17 protein-coding genes are annotated in these 15,219 nt (G+C 64.8%); 10 read left to right on the plus strand and 7 right to left on the minus strand.

The window, feature by feature from the left end; genetic code table 11:
* The first annotated feature begins 4 nt into the window (after positions 1-4).
* From Q0Y09_RS01195 to Q0Y09_RS01225, 7 genes are all read left to right on the plus strand, one after another.
* Positions 5-1,285 carry a pitrilysin family protein gene (locus tag Q0Y09_RS01195; protein ID WP_297716555.1) on the plus strand — a complete coding sequence of 427 codons (1,281 nt, stop codon included), beginning with the start codon at positions 5-7 and terminating at the stop codon, positions 1,283-1,285.
* Positions 1,282-2,211 (plus strand): prolipoprotein diacylglyceryl transferase, encoded by a 930-nt coding sequence (lgt, locus tag Q0Y09_RS01200; protein WP_297716557.1) that lies wholly within the window; start codon positions 1,282-1,284, stop codon positions 2,209-2,211. The genes Q0Y09_RS01195 and lgt overlap by 4 nt, the downstream gene beginning before the upstream one ends.
* A complete protein-coding gene (folD, locus tag Q0Y09_RS01205) occupies positions 2,192-3,034 on the plus strand; it encodes a bifunctional methylenetetrahydrofolate dehydrogenase/methenyltetrahydrofolate cyclohydrolase FolD (RefSeq protein ID WP_297716559.1) in 843 nt (280 codons plus the stop codon). The genes lgt and folD overlap by 20 nt, the downstream gene beginning before the upstream one ends.
* Positions 3,035-3,226: 192 nt before the next feature.
* Positions 3,227-4,234: a tryptophan--tRNA ligase gene (gene trpS, locus Q0Y09_RS01210; RefSeq protein WP_297716561.1), complete on the plus strand. Its 1,008-nt coding sequence runs from the start codon at positions 3,227-3,229 to the stop codon at positions 4,232-4,234.
* Between the two features lie 36 nt (positions 4,235-4,270).
* Positions 4,271-5,356, plus strand: coding sequence for an MraY family glycosyltransferase (locus Q0Y09_RS01215; protein ID WP_297716564.1), 1,086 nt, complete (start codon positions 4,271-4,273; stop codon positions 5,354-5,356).
* Positions 5,353-6,501, plus strand: coding sequence for a non-hydrolyzing UDP-N-acetylglucosamine 2-epimerase (wecB, locus tag Q0Y09_RS01220; RefSeq protein ID WP_297716566.1), 1,149 nt, complete (start codon positions 5,353-5,355; stop codon positions 6,499-6,501). The genes Q0Y09_RS01215 and wecB overlap by 4 nt, the downstream gene beginning before the upstream one ends.
* A 27-nt stretch (positions 6,502-6,528) precedes the next feature.
* Positions 6,529-7,320, plus strand: coding sequence for a hypothetical protein (locus Q0Y09_RS01225; RefSeq protein ID WP_297716568.1), 792 nt, complete (start codon positions 6,529-6,531; stop codon positions 7,318-7,320).
* Here Q0Y09_RS01225 and Q0Y09_RS01230 read toward each other — a convergent pair whose 3' ends face one another.
* The 3 genes from Q0Y09_RS01230 to Q0Y09_RS01240 are packed head-to-tail and all read right to left on the minus strand — an operon-like array spanning position 7,321 to position 8,371.
* Entirely contained in the window at positions 7,321-7,641 is a 321-nt protein-coding gene (locus Q0Y09_RS01230) for a hypothetical protein (RefSeq protein ID WP_297716570.1), read from the minus strand.
* Entirely contained in the window at positions 7,634-8,059 is a 426-nt protein-coding gene (locus Q0Y09_RS01235; protein WP_297716572.1) for a hypothetical protein, read from the minus strand. The genes Q0Y09_RS01230 and Q0Y09_RS01235 overlap by 8 nt, the downstream gene beginning before the upstream one ends.
* Before the next feature lie 39 nt (positions 8,060-8,098).
* Entirely contained in the window at positions 8,099-8,371 is a 273-nt protein-coding gene (locus Q0Y09_RS01240) for a hypothetical protein (RefSeq protein WP_297716574.1), read from the minus strand.
* A 71-nt stretch (positions 8,372-8,442) separates the two neighbouring features.
* On the opposite strand from Q0Y09_RS01240, the gene Q0Y09_RS01245 reads away from it, so the two are divergent.
* The 3 genes from Q0Y09_RS01245 to Q0Y09_RS01255 are packed head-to-tail and all read left to right on the plus strand — an operon-like array spanning position 8,443 to position 11,116.
* A complete protein-coding gene (locus Q0Y09_RS01245; RefSeq protein WP_297716576.1) occupies positions 8,443-8,922 on the plus strand; it encodes a metallophosphoesterase in 480 nt (159 codons plus the stop codon).
* A 22-nt stretch (positions 8,923-8,944) separates the two neighbouring features.
* The gene (locus Q0Y09_RS01250; protein WP_297716578.1) at positions 8,945-9,724 is read left to right on the plus strand and encodes a type III pantothenate kinase; all 780 of its coding nucleotides are present in this window, start codon (positions 8,945-8,947) and stop codon (positions 9,722-9,724) included.
* An 18-nt stretch (positions 9,725-9,742) separates the two neighbouring features.
* The gene (locus tag Q0Y09_RS01255; RefSeq protein ID WP_297716580.1) at positions 9,743-11,116 is read left to right on the plus strand and encodes an MATE family efflux transporter; all 1,374 of its coding nucleotides are present in this window, start codon (positions 9,743-9,745) and stop codon (positions 11,114-11,116) included.
* Between the two features lie 303 nt (positions 11,117-11,419).
* Here Q0Y09_RS01255 and uxaC read toward each other — a convergent pair whose 3' ends face one another.
* The 4 genes from uxaC to Q0Y09_RS01275 form a co-directional block, all read right to left on the minus strand.
* Entirely contained in the window at positions 11,420-12,853 is a 1,434-nt protein-coding gene (gene uxaC / locus Q0Y09_RS01260) for a glucuronate isomerase (protein ID WP_297716582.1), read from the minus strand.
* A 102-nt stretch (positions 12,854-12,955) separates the two neighbouring features.
* Entirely contained in the window at positions 12,956-13,984 is a 1,029-nt protein-coding gene (locus tag Q0Y09_RS01265) for a sugar kinase (RefSeq protein ID WP_297716583.1), read from the minus strand.
* An 18-nt stretch (positions 13,985-14,002) separates the two neighbouring features.
* Positions 14,003-14,962, minus strand: a complete 960-nt coding sequence (locus Q0Y09_RS01270; protein WP_297716586.1) for a bifunctional 4-hydroxy-2-oxoglutarate aldolase/2-dehydro-3-deoxy-phosphogluconate aldolase — start codon at positions 14,960-14,962, stop codon at positions 14,003-14,005.
* Positions 14,963-14,995: 33 nt separating this feature from the next.
* The coding region (locus Q0Y09_RS01275) for a PfkB family carbohydrate kinase (RefSeq protein WP_297716585.1) at positions 14,996-15,219 on the minus strand (224 nt) is incomplete at its 5' end.

Here is a 15,219-nt window from a genome sequence, read left to right on the forward strand (position 1 = left end):
AACCATGGAAAAACTGGAATTTCCCCAGGTTGGGGAACAGATGTACCACGAAAAGCTGGAAAATGGACTGAATGTCTTTGTCTTCCCCAAGCCGGACCACCAGAAGGGCTACGCCTTCTTTGCCACCAATTACGGCGGTATGGACATGCGCTTCTGCCTGGATGGGACGTGGCACGACACCCCCGCCGGCGTGGCCCACTTCCTGGAGCACAAGATGTTCGACACCAAGGAGGGCAACGCCCTCCAGGAGCTGGCCGCCAACGGGGCCAGCCCCAACGCCTTCACCAGCAACGCCATCACCGGCTACTACTTTGAGTCCACCGAGAAGTTCGAGGAGAATTTGAAGATCCTCCTCTCCTTCGTGTCGGTGCCCTGGTTTACCCAGGAGAGTGTGGACAAGGAACAGGGGATCATCGGCCAGGAGATCCGCATGTATGAGGACGATCCGGGCTGGGAGGTGTATCTGGGGCTGGTGCAGTCCCTGTACCACCACCATCCGGTGCGGGAGAATGTGGCCGGCAGCGTGGAGTCCATCTCCCACATCACCGCCGAGACCCTCTATGCCTGTCACAAGGCGTTCTACGATCCGGCCAATATGGTCCTGTGCGTGGCCGGACCGGTGGAGGCGGAGGCGGTGTGCGCCGCCGCCCGGGCCATCCTGCCCAAGACTCCCGGTCCCATCGCGGAAAAGGACTACGGAGGGCCCGAGCCCGAGGGGGCGGTCCGGCCCCGGACGGAGAAGAAGATGGCTGTCTCCACCCCCCTGTTCCAGCTGGGCTGGAAGGGAGACGCCCCCCGGCGGGGCGAGGCCGGGCTGCGCCAGGAGCTGGTGGGAGAGCTGGCCATGGAGGCCCTTTTGGGCACCTCTTCGCCCCTGTACGCCCGGATGTACCGGGAGGGACTCATCAACAAGGAGTACTCCTACGGCTACGAGAGCTACCCCGGCTGCGCCTTCCTGTGCGTGGGCGGGGAGTCCCCCGACCCGGAGGCCGTGAGCCGTGCGGTGGCCGAGGAGGCCGGGCGCATCGCCAGGGAGGGCATTGACCCCGCCCTGTGGGCGCGCATCAAGAAGGGGATCTATGGGGGCAAGGTCCGCAGCCTCAACTCGTTTGAGAACCTCTGTGTGGGTCAGGCCGGCGCTTTCTTTGAAGGGACGGACTACCTGCGCTTTGCCCCCCTGCTCTCCTCCGTGGAGCGGGAGGAGGCCGAGGCCCTTCTGGCCCGCTGGGTGATCCCGGCACGGGCCGCCCTCTCTGTGGTCTCTCCCAAGGAGGCGCAGGCATGACCAGGACTGTCCTCTTTCCCGGCCTGGGGCTGGAGTTCCACCTGGACCGGGTGGCCGTGGAGCTCTTCGGCCTGCCCATCTACTGGTATGGAATCATCATCGCCTGTGGCTTTCTGCTGGCGGTGGTCTTCTGCTCCCGGATGGCCCCCCGGTTCGGCATCCGGTCCGACGACGTCATCGACCTGCTCTTTCCCGCCGTGCCCCTGGCCATCATCGGGGCGCGGCTCTACTACGTCATCTTCTATCTGGACCTCTACCGGCGGGAGGATGGGAGCTACGACCTGTTCGGGATGGTGGATATCCGGGACGGCGGCCTGGCCATCTACGGCGGCGTCATTGCCGCCGTCCTCACCCTCATCGTCTTCTGCCGGGTGAAAAAGCTCAGCTTCCTCGCCTTTGCCGATCTGGGGGCCTTTGGCCTGCTCATCGGTCAGTGTGTGGGGCGGTGGGGCAACTTCATGAATGTGGAGGCTTATGGCGGCCCCACCGACCTGCCCTGGCGCATGGGCATCGATGCCTATGTGGACGGGGCCTGGCAGTATATGGAGGTCCATCCCACCTTCCTCTACGAGTCGCTGTGGAACCTGCTGGGCTTTCTGCTCCTCCTCCTGGTGGTGCTCAAAGGGAAGCGCCGCTTCGACGGGCAGATCATGTGGAGCTATTTCCTGTGGTACGGCTTCGGACGGGGGCTCATTGAGGGCCTGCGCACCGACAGCCTGTACTTTTTCCATACCTCCATCCGGGTGTCCCAGCTGCTGGGCTTTGCCTCGGCGCTGGTGGCGGCGGGCTTTTTGATTTACCATCTGTGCCTGCGGCGGCACAAGCCCGAGGAGCTCTATGTCGACTGCGTCCGGGCGGCGGAGCGGGCCGCCCGGGCGGAACACAACAAAAAGGAGGAGAACGAGTATGGCGGCGACGGTCATTGACGGAAAGGCGCTGGCAGCCAAATGCAAGGCTGAGGTGGCCAGGGAGGTGGAGGGCCTGTCCCGGCGTCCGGGGCTGGCGGTCATCATCGTGGGGGACAATCCGGCCTCCCGTACTTATGTGAACAGCAAGCGGAAGGACTGCGACGAGTGCGGCATTTACAGCGAGGAGTATGCCCTGCCCGCCGATGCCGGCCAGGCCGCCCTCATGGAGATCATCGAGAGCCTCAACGGCCGGTCCGACATCGACGGCATCCTCTGCCAGCTCCCCCTGCCGGAGGCCTATGACGAGGAGGCTGTGCTGCTGGCCATCGACCCGGACAAGGACGTGGACGGTTTCCACCCCATCAATGTGGGGCGTCTGTCCACCGGACAGTCCTGCTTCGCCCCCTGTACCCCCGCCGGCGTCATGGAGATGCTCAAGGCGTACGGGGTGGACCCCAAGGGGAAGGAATGTGTGGTGGTGGGCCGGTCCAACATCGTGGGCAAGCCCATGGCGATGCTGCTCCTGGCCGCCCACGGCACCGTCACCGTCTGCCACTCCCGGACAGAGGACCTGGGGGCGGTCTGCCGCCGGGCCGACATCCTGGTGGCGGCGGTGGGGAAGCGGGACCTCATCACCGCCGACATGGTGAAGGAGGGGGCGGTGGTCATCGACGTGGCCATGAACCGCAACGACGCCGGCAAGCTCTGCGGCGATGTGGACTACCCCGCCGTGGCCGAGAAGGCGTCTCTCATCACGCCGGTGCCCGGCGGCGTGGGCCCCATGACCCGGGCCATGCTGATGGTGAATACCCTGGAGGCCGCCCGGCGGCACGGGGCCTGAGCCACAGGAGCAACAGGAGCAATAAAACAAGGCCGGAGGACATGCAAATGTCCTCCGGCCTTGTCATTTTAAGGGTAATGTGGTATGATATAAAGTGCTGTACGGCGCGGTCAGGCCGGTTTTGGGGAACTGCTCAGGCCGGGGGACCGCCGCCGGGAAAAAGACGGAAAAATCCTGTTTGAGGTGTATGATATGGAACAAGCGACACAGAAAAAAGTCATGATCTCCGGCATCCAGCCCAGCGGCGACCTGCATCTGGGCAATTACCTGGGGCCGCTGCGCCACTGGCCCGCCATGATCGAGGAGTTCGACTGCTACTTCTTCCTGGCCGACCTGCACACCATCACGGTGCGGCAGGACCCCGCCATGCTCCGCCGCCGGACCCTGGAGCAGCTGGCCAGCTATATCGCCTGCGGCCTGGACCCGGAGAAGTGCGTGCTCTTCGTGCAGTCCCATGTGCCCGCGCACAGCCAGCTGGCCTGGGTGCTGGACTGCTACACCATGTTCGGCGAGCTCTCCCGCATGACCCAGTTCAAGGACAAGTCGGCCAAGCACGCCGACAACATCAACGCCGGTCTCTTCACCTATCCCGCCCTGATGGCCGCCGACATCCTGCTCTACCAGCCGGACTTCGTGCCCGTGGGAGAGGACCAGAAGCAGCATGTGGAGATCTGCCGGGACATCGCCAACCGCTTCAACAACATCTACGGCGAGGTCTTCAAGGTGCCTGAGCCCTATATCGCCAAGGTGGGGGCCCGCATCATGAGCCTGAATGCCCCGGAGAGCAAGATGAGCAAGTCCATGCCCGAGGGCTGCGTCTTCCTGATGGAGAAGCCGGAGGACATCATGCGCAAGTTCAAGCGGGCCGTCACCGACTCCGACACCGAGCGGTGCGTCCGCTATGCCCCTGCGGAAAAGCCCGGCGTGTCCAACCTCATCCAGATCTACGCCGCCGCCACCGGCAAGTCCTATGAGGAGGTGGAGCGGGAGTTCGACGGCCAGGGCTACGGCAAGTTCAAGCCCGCCGTGGGCGAGGCCATCGTGGAGACCCTGCGCCCCATCCGGGAGGAGGCCCAGCGGCTCCTGACCGACAAGACCTATCTGGAGTCGGTCTACCGCGCCGGCGCCGAAAAGGCAGACTATGTGGCCAACAAGACCTTGCGCAAGGTCTATAAAAAGGTGGGCTTCGTGGCCCGCTAAGGCCCGTTCCATCCCTGAAAAGGAGCATTTTTGTCAATGAACAGTGATCTTCAGACCATGGGCTGGGTGGCCGCCGCCCTGGTCACCGCCATGGTGGTGGCCCTCATTGCCACGCCGGTGGTCAAGAATATGGCCTTTAAGGTGGGCGCCGTGGATGTGCCCAAGGACAACCGCCGCATGCACGACCACCCCATCCCCCGCATGGGGGGACTGGCCATCTTTTTCGGCTTTATCCTCAGCGTGCTGCTTTATGTGGAGATGACCCCGCAGCTCCGGGGCATGCTGCTGGGGGGCGTCATCATCATGGTGCTGGGCATCTTTGACGACATCTACGCCCTGGGCGCCAAGTTCAAGCTGGTCATCCAGATCGTGGCCGCCCTGGTGGCGGTCCTGTCCGGGAACGTCATCGAGGTCCTCTCCAACCCCAACGTCCTCTCGCCCAACCCCTGGTGGGACCTGGGCTGGCTCTCCTATCCCGCCACCGTGCTGTGGATCGTGGCCATCACCAACGCCGTCAATCTCATCGACGGTCTGGACGGTCTGGCCTGCGGCGTGTCCACCATCAGCGCCCTCACCATGCTGGTCATCTCCCTGGCGGTGGCCGACGCCCCAGTGGCCATCGTCATGGCCGCTCTGGCCGGCGGCTGCATCGGCTTTCTGCCCTACAACCTCAACCCCGCCAAGATCTTCATGGGGGACACCGGCTCCACCTTCCTGGGGTTCATTCTGGCCGTCATGTCCATCCAGGGACTTTTCAAGTTCTATACCATCATTTCCTTTGCCGTGCCCTTCCTGATGCTGGGCCTGCCCATCTTTGACACCTGCTTTGCCTTCATCCGGCGCATCGCCCACGGGCAGAGCCCCATGCACCCTGACCGGAGCCATGTCCACCACCGGCTCATCGACATGGGCTTCAACCAGAAGCAGGCGGTGGCGGTGCTCTATATCATCAGCGCCATTCTGGGCCTGTGCGCCGTGGTGCTCACCACCAGCGGCGAGCTCAAGGCCATGCTGCTGCTGTTGGCCCTGTGCGCCGCCGGGGCCGTGTCCGGCCGCATCTTCCTGAGCAACAACGAGAAGAAGAAAACTGAGGACGCCGAACACAAGGAGGATCAGCCGTGAAGACCATCCGTGTCATGACCATATTCGGGACCCGGCCGGAGGCCATCAAAATGGCCCCTCTGGTCCGGGAGCTCGCCAGCCGGCCCGGCGTGGAGAGCCTGTGCTGCGTCACCGCCCAGCACCGGGAGATGCTGGACTCGGTGCTCCACATCTTCGGGCTGACGCCGGACTACGACCTCAACATCATGGAGCCCCGGCAGACCCTGTCCACCATCACCTGCAAGTGTCTCACTGGTGTGGAGGGGGTGCTGACCCAGGCCAGGCCGGACCTGGTGCTGGTCCACGGGGACACCTCCACCACCTTCTCCGCCGCCCTGGCCGCCTACTACCAGCAGGTCATGGTGGGCCATGTGGAGGCGGGGCTGCGGACCTATGACAAATACTCCCCCTTCCCGGAGGAGATGAACCGCACTCTGGTGGGGGACATCGCCGACCTCCACTTCTGTCCCACCCCGGCCAACCGGGCGAATCTGGCCCGGGAGGGCATCACCAAGGGCGTCTTCATCACGGGCAATACGGTCATCGACGCCATGTCCACCACCGTGCGGCCCGACTTCCACTTCTCCACCGGGCTCCTCAACGAGCTGGATTATACCGGGCGGCAGGTGGTCCTGGTGACCTGCCACCGCCGGGAGAACTACGGAGCGCCCATGGCCCACATCATGACCGCCCTGCGGCGCATCGTGGACGACCACCCCCAGGTGGAGCTGGTCTATCCGGTCCACCTCTCCCCGGTGGTGCGGGAGGCGACGGGGAAATACCTCGCCGGCCATGACCGCATCCACCTCATCGATCCCCTGGACGTGGAGGAGATGCACAACCTGATGGCCCGGTGCCATCTGGTGATGACTGACTCCGGCGGGCTCCAGGAGGAGGCCCCCGCTATGGGCAAGCCGGTGCTCGTCCTCCGCCGGGAGACCGAGCGGCCGGAGGCCGTCGAAGCCGGCACCGTCCGGCTGGCGGGCACAGAGGAGGGCGAGGTCTACCGCCTGGGGAGTCTCCTGCTGGAGGACCCGGCGGTCTACGCCCAGATGGCCCATGCGGTCAACCCCTACGGGGATGGTCGGGCCTGCCGGCGCATTGCCGACGCCATCGAGTGGAAATTCGGCCTGCGGGAAGCGGCGCCGGAGGAATTCCGGGCCTGAGTCCGGGCCGGGACAGGAGGGAGCGGGATGGAACGAAAAAACAAGCTGGTGCTCTTCCTGCTCATCGTCCTGGTGATGACGATGGCGCTGATCTCCAGCTTTGGACTCAACCTGTTCACCGGCGGCGGGGCGGAGATCGTCCTGCCCACCCCGGCCCAGTCGGACCCGGGCGGGGAGGAGGGCCCGGAGGAGGGGGGACTGGCGCTGCCGGTCCGCACCACGCCGGAGACGGTCCAGAGCATCATCGCCACCCTGACGCGCCCGGAGAACTACGCCCGCACCGTTACGGTGGAGATGGCCACCGGCGCCGACCAGGCCGGGAGCTTCACCGCCAGCGTTCTGGTGGACGGGGCCTGGACCAGCATTGAGCTGACCAGGAGCTTCCAGCCCATGGGCGCACAGTACACCATTGTATATACCGACCCGGAGGACGGCGAAGGGAGACTATACCGCTGGTACGCCGGCAGCACCCAGGTCACCTCCTGGACGGTGGGGGAGAACGGGGCCGACCTGGCCCAGCACATCCCCACCTATGAGGACGTGCTGGAGTTGGACCCGGCGTCCATCGTGGATGCCGACTATGTGCTCCGGGACGGCGGGCCCTGCATCTATGTGGAGACGGCGGTGGACGGGCTGGGCTATCTGGAACGCTACTGGGTCTCTACCGATAACGGCTTGTTGGTGGCCTCGGAGACCGTCAAGGAGGGCATCGTGGTCATGCGCATGCGCTCTACGGAGGCCGAGGTCCTCCAGGCGGCGGAGAAGGACCGCTTCACCCTGCCCGACGGCACGGTCCTGTACGAGCAGACCACGCCATAATCATGCCCTTCCGCCGTCCTCCCGGCCACCCAGGCCGAAGAGGAGGAGAAGCCCCAGCGTGATGGCCGGCTCCAGATCGTCTCCGTCGGTGAGAATGAGCAGGAGGATGAGCAGGAGAAGGATGTCCCCCCGGTCCAACTCCCCCAGCCCCAGCCCCTTGAGGAGCCCGGAGAGCCAGCTGCCTGACCCGCCGCCCGCCGGACCACCGGCGGGCGGCGGTCTCCGGTCCTGGTGGGCCTCCCCCCGGTCCTGCCGGGGCGGGGCGTCCTCCATGGGAACGCGCTCATAGCCGCCGGCCCGGGGGATATAGCGGTTATACATCCTCTCCCCCCTCCCGCAGGGCGGACAGGGCCACCCGAATGAGCCGGGAGAGCTTGGCGACCTGGATGGCCCGGTCCACCTTGGCGTAGCGTTCCGGCTTTACATAGGGGCGCAGGGCGGAGAGCAGGGCGGTCCTGTGGTCGTCGGGGCGGTTCCACTCAGTGAGCAGCCGGCCGGCCAGCCCCAGGAGCCGGGGGTCCAGGCCCTCGCCGCCGCCAAAGGCCCCCAGCAGTCCGCTCAGGTCCGGGGGTGCACTCCCCGTCTCCTCCGGGGCGGCGGCCTCAGAGGTCTGCCCGTCGGGCGCCTCACCCCTCTGTTCTGACCCGCCCTCCAGGCTCTGGGCCAGGGACATGATCCGTCCCATGGCGTCGGGGTCGGCCAATATGGCGTTGAGTTTTTCTGAAAAGCCCTCCGGCATGACCGCTCCCCCTCTCTTTGCCCGGCGGACGGGCGGATCTTATGTCTGGGATGCGCGCTTGGCGATGCGCGTTACGGCGTCTGCGCCGTTGGGGTCCCCCATCACCCGATCCACCATGCGTTGGAGCTGGGTGGGGTCCCCGTGCATGGCGGCCTCGGCTGCTGTCTGGAGCCCGCCCTGGCGCTCCAGCATGGCTATGAGGGCCTGGGTATCGGGGGAGCGCAGGAGCTGTTCCAGCGCCGCCTTGTCCTTGAGGAGCTTTTCTGCCTGGGGTGTGTGGAGCAGGCCGCCGGCCTGGGACGTGTTTGACATGAGGGTCCCTCCGTTCAAGATATGTTTGGACTCATGGTATTATATGTGACTTTTTCCCGGAGGTGACCGGAATGAAGAAGATACTGGTGCTCTCCGACTCCCACGGAGACGTGGAAGCCATGGTGCGTGCGGCAGAGCGGGAAAGCCCCGACCTCATCCTCCATCTGGGGGACCTCTGCCGGGACTTTGACGCCCTGCGCCGGCGGCTGCCTGTGACCCAAGCCATGCAGAACGTCTGCGGCAACTGCGACGGCTTTACCGAGGTGCCCGACCAGCGGGTGCTGCTGGTGGAGGGGAAGCGCATTCTCATGATGCACGGCCACCGGTATGAGGTCAAGCTGGGCTATACCAGGGCCATGTGGGCGGCCCGGGAGGCCGAGGCCGACATTCTGTTGTGCGGTCACACCCACATCCCGCTGAACCGGGAGCTGATGGGGCTGCGGCTCATGAACCCGGGCTCCTGCCAGGGCAGCCGCGGGACTTACGGCGTCATGGAGCTGGGGGCGGGGGAGCCCTGCTTCCGCATAGAAGAAATTCGGGCCGGCAGCTGACCGGCAGAAGGAAGGGACGCATATGCTGTTGACCATTGATGTGGGCAACACCAATATGGTATTCAGTGTGTTTGATGGGGAGACCCTGACCGGCAGCTTCCGGCTGACCACAGTGGCGGGGCGGACCTCAGATGAGCTTGGCATGGACATCTGGAACCAGCTCTCACGGCTGGAGATCCGGCCGGCGGATCTGGAGGACGTCATCATCAGCTCTGTGGTGCCGCCGGTGATGGCGGCCCTGGCCGACGCCCTGGTCCGCTACCTGGACAAGGCGCCGGTGGTGGTGGATGTGGACGTGGACCCGGGCCTTCCCTACGGGGTGGAGAGCAACGAGCACCTGGGCGCCGACCGGTCGGTGGCCTGCGTGGCCGCCATCCACAAGTACGGCGCTCCCCTCATCCTGGCCGACATGGGCACCGCCACCACGGTGGACGCCATTGGTCGGACGGGGGCCTATCTGGGCGGGTGCATCACCGCCGGGGCCCGGATCTCCATTGAAGCCCTCTTCCAGAAGACGGCGCTGCTGCCCCAGGTGGATCTGGCTCTGCCGGAGCGGGTCCTCAGCGGCACCGCCGTGGGGCAGATCCAGGCCGGGGCGGTTCTGGGCTACGTGGGGGCCATGGAGCGGCTCATCACCCAGGCCCGGGAGGAAATCGACGAGCCGGAGGCCATCGTGGTGGCCACGGGGGGCCTGGCGCCGGTCATCGCCGCCGGCACCGACCTCATCGACGTGGTGGACGGCCAGCTCATCCCCGATGGGCTGCGGCTTTTGTATCAGAAATACCTGCGGGAGCGGAAGTAAGAGAGAGGAGGAGAGGCCGTGGGACGCGAGAAGACCATCGACATGACCCGGGGGGAGCCCCTGCGCCTGATCGTGCGGTTTTCCCTGCCCCTTTTGGTGGGCAATGCCTTTCAGCAGCTCTATAATATGGTGGACAGCTGGGTGGTGGGCCAGTTCGTGGGCACCACCGCTCTGGCGGCGGTGGGGATCGCCTTTCCGGTGATCTTTCTCCTCTCGTCCCTGTTCATCGGCCTTTCCATCGGGGCCAGCGTTATGATCGCCCAGTTCATCGGCTCTGAGGATAGGGATGCGGTCCGACGCAGCGTGAATACGGTGTATGGCGCCTTTATGGTCAGCATCGTCCCCCTCACCCTCTTCGGACTGTTCATCTCCGGGCCGGTGCTGCGGCTCATCCAGGTACCGGAGAGCGTATATGGTCAGGCCCATATCTACCTGCTGGTGGTCTTTGCCGGCATCATCGGCAGTCTGGGCTACAACATCAACGCCGGCATTCTCCAGGGGCTGGGGGACAGCCGGACCCCGCTGCTCTTCCTGGCGGTGGCCTGCGTCATCAACATTGTCCTGGACCTGGTCTTTGTGCTGGTCTTTCACTGGGGCGTCTTTGGTGTGGCGCTGGCCACCATCGTGGCCCAGTTCAGCTCCTGGATCTTCGGCATCTTCTATGTGAACCGGAAGTACCGCTACTTCGCCATCCGGCCCTTCCGGCTGGAGGTGGAAAAGCCCCTCCTCCGGCGGGTGCTGCGGCTGGGGGTGCCCTCCGGCATCCAGCAGTGTCAGCTTGCGGTGGCGGTGCTGGTGCTGCAAGCCCTCATCAACAGCTTCGGGGAGCAGTTCGCCGCCGGTTTTTCCGCCGCCAACAAGATCGATACCTTTGCCTTCATGCCCATCGACAGCTTTGCCCTGGCGATGACCACCTATGTGGGTCAGAATGTGGGCGCAGGTCGTCTGGACCGGGTCAAGACCGGGGTGCGGAAGGCGTTGGTGCTGTGCATCGTGGTGTGTGCCGTCATGTCGGCCCTGGTGGTGCCCAACGCTGACTTTTTCCTCTCCATTTTCAGCGCCGACCCGGCGGTGATCCAGGCTGGCCGGGCCTATCTGGACCGGGTCCTCTCCACCATGGTGCTGCTGGCGGTCATGTACCCCCTCAACAATGCCCTCCGGGGGGCCGGCGCTGTGATGACGCCCATGGTGTCCAATATCGTGGCCCTCTGGGTGGCCCGGGTGCCGGCGGCCTATCTGCTGGCCCATTTCTACGGCAGGGACGCCCTCTACTGGGCCTATCCCATCGGCTGGGCCATCGGCATCCTCATCAGCGGCACGGTCTATCTCCGGGGCCGCTGGAAGCGGGCCTGCCCCACGGCACAACGTACAGAAACAGAGCGTGCAGAATAAACAGCTTGTCGAAAAAGCGTAAATACCTCAAATTTTGTGCAAGAGCCTCGCAGAGTTCCGTCATCCACAGATGACGGAAGGAAATAAAAACTGTTTTTTCCGAGGACATGTGCCTTGGAAAAAACACTACTCAGGCCGCAAACGTGCGGCGCAGTCACTTCGGCTGCGCCGTGCGCTGCAGCGGCCTGCACCCCTTCGAAAAATGCTTGCATTTTTGAGAGAGCCTGTCGACTTTGTCGACAGGCTCAAAAAACTCCGCTGGAATGGAACTTCCAGCGGAGTTTTTTGTCTGACAGTCACGGATCACAGGTTGAAGTAGCGGGCGGCGTTGTAGTAACAGATGCCCTCCACGATTTTCTTCAGGGCGGCCTCGTCGTTGGGGTACTCGCCGTTTTCCACCCAGTGGCCGATGAGGTTGCACAGGATGCGGCGGAAGTAGTCGTGCCGGGCGTAGGAGAGGAAGGAGCGGGAGTCGGTGAGCATGCCCACGAAGTTGCCCAGCAGCCCCAGACTGGCCAGGGACTTCATCTGCTCCTCCATGCCGGTTTTGGTGTCGTTGAACCACCAGGCGGAGCCGTGCTGGAGCTTGCCGGGGAGCTCATCAGTCTGGAAGCAGCCCAGCAGGGTGCCCAGCTGGGCGTTGTCGGCGGGGTTGAGGGAGTAGAGGATGGTCTTGGGGCACTCGCCGGTGAGATCCAGAGCGGAGAGGAGCTGGGCGATGCTGCCGCCGCAGGTGTTCTGGGCGATCATGTCGAAGCCGGTATCGGCCCCCATGCGCCGGAACATCCGCTCATTGTTGTTGCGCAGGCAGGAATAGTGGAGCTGCATGACGATGCCCAGGCGGTGGTAAGCCCGGCCCAGGTGGAGCAGGAGGGTGGTCTGGTAGCCCTCGATCTCGGCCAGGGTCAGCGCCTCGCCGGACATGGCCTTGCGGAAGGCGGCGTTGGCCTCGTCCATGGTGCAGGCGCGGAAGGGCACATAGTCCAGGCCATGGTCGCTGGCCCGGCAGCCCATCTTGGCAAAGAACTCCAGCCGCTCCACCAGGGCGTCGCAGACCTCCTGGGCGGAGGTCAGCTCCGTCTTGCCCACGCTGGCGGCCAGCTTGCCCACATAGTCGGCGAAGCCGGCCTTGTTGATATTGACGGCCTTGTCGGGGCGGAAGGAGGGGCAGACCTGTACGGTGATGGAGGAGTCCTTTGCGATCTTCTCGTGCCACTCCAGGGAGTCGATGGGGTCGTCGGTGGTGCCGATGAAGGCCACGTTGGCCTTGCGGATGAGGCCCCGGACGGTGAGGTCGGGGTCGTGGCGCAGCTTCTCGCCGGTCAGGTCCCAGATCTCCTGAACGGTCCTGGGGGAGAGGTACCCCTGGTAGTCGAAAAACTTCCGCAGCTCCAGGTTGCACCAGTGGTACATGGGGTTGCCGATGGCCAGCTCCACGGCCTCGGCGAACTTCTCCAGCCGCTCCAGGCCGGGCTTCGAGCCGGTGACATAGTCCTCGCTGACGCCGTTGGAGCGCATGAGCCGCCACTTGTAGTGGTCCCCGAAGTAGGTGCCGTCGGGGTTCTCGCCCCCCAGCCACACCTGGGCCAGGTCGTCAAAGCGGCGGTCCTCATAGATCTCCTGGGGCGGAATGTGGCAGTGGTAGTCCACCAGGGGAAGGGATTCGGCGTAGTCGTGGAAGAGGTGCTTTGCAGTCTCGGTCTCCAACAGGAAATCCTTGTCCATAAATGCTTTCATGGCGATGGGACGGCGCCGGTGCGCCGCCGCGAACCTCCTTTGTGAAAAATAGGCGGAAGACGGCGCGCTCCAGTGGGGAGGCGCCGTCTGTCTGAGATGGTATTACCGCTGGATGCGGCCGGAGCCGTCGCCGCCGGCCAGCTTCTCCACCTCGGAGACGGTGACCATGTTGTAATCGCCCTCGATGGAGTGCTTGAGGGCAGAGGCCGCTACGGCGAACTCCACGGCATCCTGGGTGGACTTGCCGCTGAGCAGGGCGTAGATGAGGCCGCCGCCGAAGCTGTCGCCGCCGCCCACGCGGTCGATGATGTGGAGCTCGTACTTCTTGGAGAAGCAGTACTCGTCAGCGGCCACGTCGTAGAGCATGGCGCTCCAGCCGTTGTCGAAGGCGGAGTGGGACTCCCGGAGGGTGATGGCCACCTTCTCAAAGCCGAATTTGTCGGCGAGCTGCTTGGCCACGGACTTGTAGCCCTCCCGGTTGATCTCGCCGGCATAGATGTCGGTGTGCTCGGCCTCGATGCCGAAGACGTCCTTGGCGTCCTCCTCGTTGGAGATGCACACGTCCACATACTGGCACAGCTCGGTCATGGCGGCCCGGGCCTGGTCGCGGGTCCACAGCTTGCCGCGGTAGTTGAGATCGCAGGAGATCTTCACGCCCCTGGCCTTGGCGGCCTTACAGGCATCCTTGCAGATCTCCACCACGTTGGGGCCCAGAGCGGGGGTGATGCCGGTGAAGTGGAACCAGTCCACGCCCTCGAAGATCTTGTCCCAGTTGAAGTCGGCGGTGGTGGCCTCCTGGATGGCGGAGTGGGCCCGGTCATAGATGCACACGGAGCCCCGCTGGGAGGCGCCCTTTTCGTTGAAGTAGATGCCCACGCGGTCACCGCCCCGGACGATCATGGAGGTGTCCACGCCGTAGCGGCGCAGGGAGTTGACGGCGGCCTGACCGATGGCGTGGGCGGGCAGCTTGGTGACGTAGGCGGCATCCAGCCCGTAGTTGGCCAGGGAGACGGCCACGTTGGCCTCGCCGCCGCCGAAGGAGAACTCCAGGTGGTCGGCCTGGACAAAACGCTCGTAGTTGTAGGGCTGGAGCCGGATCATCAGCTCGCCGAAGGTTACGATCTTACTCATTCTATTTTACCCCTTTCCTTACTTCTGCACAAGATGGATGGCGAAGCCGCCGAAGTCGCCCTGGACATAGATGGCCTTGGTCTTGCCCTTTTCGTCGGTTTTCCGGGTGGACTCGTCGAAGGCCACGCCCTGGAGCCCCAGGTGGAAGATGGCCCGCTCCACATTGTTGACGCCGATGGCGATGTGGCCCCGCTCGCCGGGGAAGGTCACCTTGCAGCACTCCACGGGACCGGCAAAGTCGGAGGAGCTGCCGGTCTTGCAGGGGAAGCCGAAGAGGGCGCAGATGGCCTTGGCGGTGCTGGCGGCCTTGTCGGCGTCGCCACAGGGGATGCCCACATGGTGGAGGGAGAAGCCCAGCATGGTCTGGACGGCCTCCTTGCAGATGGCGGTGATCTCGTCCCACTTCTGGCCGTCGATGAGGTCCTTCTTCACCATCCAGGTGCCGCCGCAGGCCACGATGCGGTCAAAGTTCAGGTAGTCCATCATGTTCTTGGTGTTCACGCCGCCGGTGGGCATCCAGCGCAGGCCGGTGTAGGGGCCGGCCAGGGCCTTCAGCTTGGCCACGCCGCCGTTTTGCTCGGCGGGGAAGAACTTCAGCACGTTCAGGCCCATGCTCATGGCCTGCTCCATCTCGCCGGGGGTGGCGGTGCCGGGCATCATGAGGGCGCCCTTGTCAATGACGTAGCGGGTGATCTCGGGATTGAAGCCGGGGCTGACGATGAACTGGGAGCCGGCGGCGATGGCGCGGTCAGCCTGGTCCTTGGTGAGGACGGTGCCGGCGCCCACCAGCATCTCGGGCACCTCGGCGGAGATGCGGCGGATGGCCTCCTCGCCGGCGGCGGTGCGGAAGGTCACCTCGGCGGACGGCATGCCGCCGGCGACGAGGGCGTCGGCCAGGGGCTTGGCGTCGGCGACGTCGTCCAGGACGACGACCGGGATGATGGCCAGCTCGTGGACCTTCTCGTAGTAGGAGTCCATGTTCATGCTCGTATCCTCTCTTCTCTCTTCTCGCTAGCGCCTGACGTCGGCACCGGAGGCCATGAAGTCGCTGACCTCGCGAACCGAGAAGGCGTTCGCGTCTCCAAAGATGCTGTGCTTGAGCGTGCCGGCAGCGCACGCGAAGTCGATCGTGGCCTGGGGGCCCATGCCGGACAGGAGCCCGTGCAGCACGCCCGCGGCGAAGGCGTCGCCGCCGCCGACGCGGTCAACGATGGGCTCCATGGTGAACGTCCGAG

This window comes from Intestinimonas sp., assembly GCF_026169115.1.
GTDB lineage: Bacteria > Bacillota > Clostridia > Oscillospirales > Oscillospiraceae > Intestinimonas.